Origin of the sequence: Rhizobium halophilum (assembly GCF_021648825.1) — a bacterium.
Lineage (GTDB): Bacteria > Pseudomonadota > Alphaproteobacteria > Rhizobiales > Rhizobiaceae > Neorhizobium > Neorhizobium halophilum.
This window is the reverse complement of sequence record NZ_JAKJHS010000034.1, coordinates 1-2,500: the sequence shown is the minus strand read 5'-3', so window position 1 is coordinate 2,500 and position 2,500 is coordinate 1. Positions and strand designations below refer to the sequence as shown.

1 tRNA gene and 2 rRNA genes (1 of these 3 cut by a window edge) are annotated in these 2,500 nt (G+C 55.5%); all 3 read left to right on the top strand.

Annotation, left to right across the window (positions count from 1 at the left end):
- A 23S ribosomal RNA gene (locus LXM96_RS21435) occupies nt 1–1,710 on the top strand (it extends 1,091 nt beyond the left edge of the window).
- 384 nt (nt 1,711–2,094) lie between these two features.
- Nucleotides 2,095–2,209: ribosomal RNA gene (rrf, locus tag LXM96_RS21430) — 5S ribosomal RNA — on the top strand.
- Between the two features lie 200 nt (nt 2,210–2,409).
- Nucleotides 2,410–2,486: transfer RNA gene (locus tag LXM96_RS21425), tRNA-Met, on the top strand.
- Nucleotides 2,487–2,500: the final 14 nt, after the last annotated feature.

Sequence of the window (2,500 nt, the reverse complement as noted above, 5' to 3'; positions counted from 1 at the left end):
GATGTTGGCTTAGAAGCAGCCATCATTTAAAGAAAGCGTAACAGCTCACTGGTCTAAATAAGGGTCTTTGCGCCGAAAATGTACCGGGGCTAAAGCCATGCACCGAAGCTGAGGATGTGCAGTTTACTGCACGTGGTAGCGGAGCGTTCCGTAAGTCTGTGAAGGCGGACCCGTGAGGGCTGCTGGAGATATCGGAAGTGCGAATGTTGACATGAGTAACGACAAAGAGGGTGAGAGACCCTCTCGCCGAAAGACCAAGGGTTCCTGCTTAAAGTTAATCTGAGCAGGGTTAGCCGGCCCCTAAGACGAGGCAGACATGCGTAGTCGATGGGAACCACGTTAATATTCGTGGGCCTGGTGGTAGTGACGGATTGCGTAACTTGTTCAGTCTTATTGGATTGATTGGGCGAGGAAGCGGTTCCAGGAAATAGCTCCATCATTATAGACCGTACCCGAAACCGACACAGGTGGTCAGGTAGAGTATACCAAGGCGCTTGAGAGAACTATGTTGAAGGAACTCGGCAAATTGCACGCGTAACTTCGGAAGAAGCGTGACCCCTTTTTGGGCAACCAGGAAGGGGTGGCACAGACCAGGGGGTAGCGACTGTTTATCAAAAACACAGGGCTCTGCGAAGTCGAAAGACGACGTATAGGGTCTGACGCCTGCCCGGTGCTGGAAGGTTAAAGGGAGAGGTGCAAGCTTTGAACTGAAGCCCCAGTAAACGGCGGCCGTAACTATAACGGTCCTAAGGTAGCGAAATTCCTTGTCGGGTAAGTTCCGACCTGCACGAATGGCGTAACGACTTCCCCGCTGTCTCCAACATAGACTCAGTGAAATTGAATTCCCCGTGAAGATGCGGGGTTCCTGCGGTCAGACGGAAAGACCCCGTGCACCTTTACTATAGCTTTACACTGGCATTCGTGTCGGCATGTGTAGGATAGGTGGTAGGCTTTGAAGCGGGGACGCCAGTTTCCGTGGAGCCACCCTTGAAATACCACCCTTATCGTCATGGATGTCTAACCGCGGTCCGTTATCCGGATCCGGGACAGTGTATGGTGGGTAGTTTGACTGGGGCGGTCGCCTCCGAAAGAGTAACGGAGGCGCGCGATGGTGGGCTCAGACCGGTCGGAAATCGGTCGTCGAGTGCAATGGCATAAGCCCGCCTGACTGCGAGACTGACAAGTCGAGCAGAGACGAAAGTCGGTCATAGTGATCCGGTGGTCCCGCGTGGAAGGGCCATCGCTCAACGGATAAAAGGTACGCCGGGGATAACAGGCTGATGACCCCCAAGAGTCCATATCGACGGGGTTGTTTGGCACCTCGATGTCGGCTCATCGCATCCTGGGGCTGGAGCAGGTCCCAAGGGTTTGGCTGTTCGCCAATTAAAGCGGTACGTGAGCTGGGTTCAGAACGTCGTGAGACAGTTCGGTCCCTATCTGCCGTGGGTGTAGGAATATTGACAGGATCTGTCCCTAGTACGAGAGGACCGGGATGGACATATCTCTGGTGGACCTGTTGTCGTGCCAACGGCATAGCAGGGTAGCTATATATGGAAGGGATAACCGCTGAAGGCATCTAAGCGGGAAACCCACCTGAAAACGAGTATTCCCTATCAGGGCCGTGGAAGACGACCACGTTGATAGGAGGCGTGTGGACGTGCAGCAATGCATGAAGCTTAGCCTTACTAATCGCCCGATCGACTTCATCGTTCTCATTGTTCATGCTCATCACGCAAAGCGTGATGCGCATCGACCTTTTGTCCTCACGCTGTCGTGGCCTTCGGCCACTGCGCTGCGGACGGCGCGCCGGACAGCCGGCGGCTCGGCTCTGCCGGCCGCTGGTGGCTCGCAAAAAGGTTCAAAGACGTGTTCAAAAAGACCATTGCCAACTGTTGGCTCCCTTGCTCGACTTTAAGCAGGCAGCCATACAGGCCAAAGGCCGTCGCCAATCGTTTGGCGGGCGTCCGCAGGGCAGCAGCCGGCAGGCTGCGAACAGCCCGTCAGGACAAAACAACCGGCGATGTTCCGAAAAATCCAGCTTCTCAACTTGTTCCGACAGTCGCCTGTCGGAACATCAACATTGCCCTTAGCCGACCTGGTGGTTATGGCGGGGCGGCCGCACCCGTTCCCATTCCGAACACGGCCGTGAAACGCCCCAGCGCCAATGGTACTTCGTCTTAAGACGCGGGAGAGTAGGTCGCTGCCAGGTCTGCTAAAGGCAATCAAATCTTCTCAAAACGAAAACAAACATCCCTTCCCGGACCAAAAACGGTCCGTATCCATGGTGACGCGGGGTGGAGCAGCCCGTTCGGCCTACAATCGATCCACCGGATCGATCGCTTGACGGCCTCACCTCATCAGGCTACGCCTGACATCGCTTCCGGGCTCAACAAGGCCCGAAACTAATAACGCGGGGTGGAGCAGCCCGGTAGCTCGTCAGGCTCATAACCTGAAGGCCGCAGGTTCAAATCCTGCCCCCGCAACCACTGAGACTTGCAAA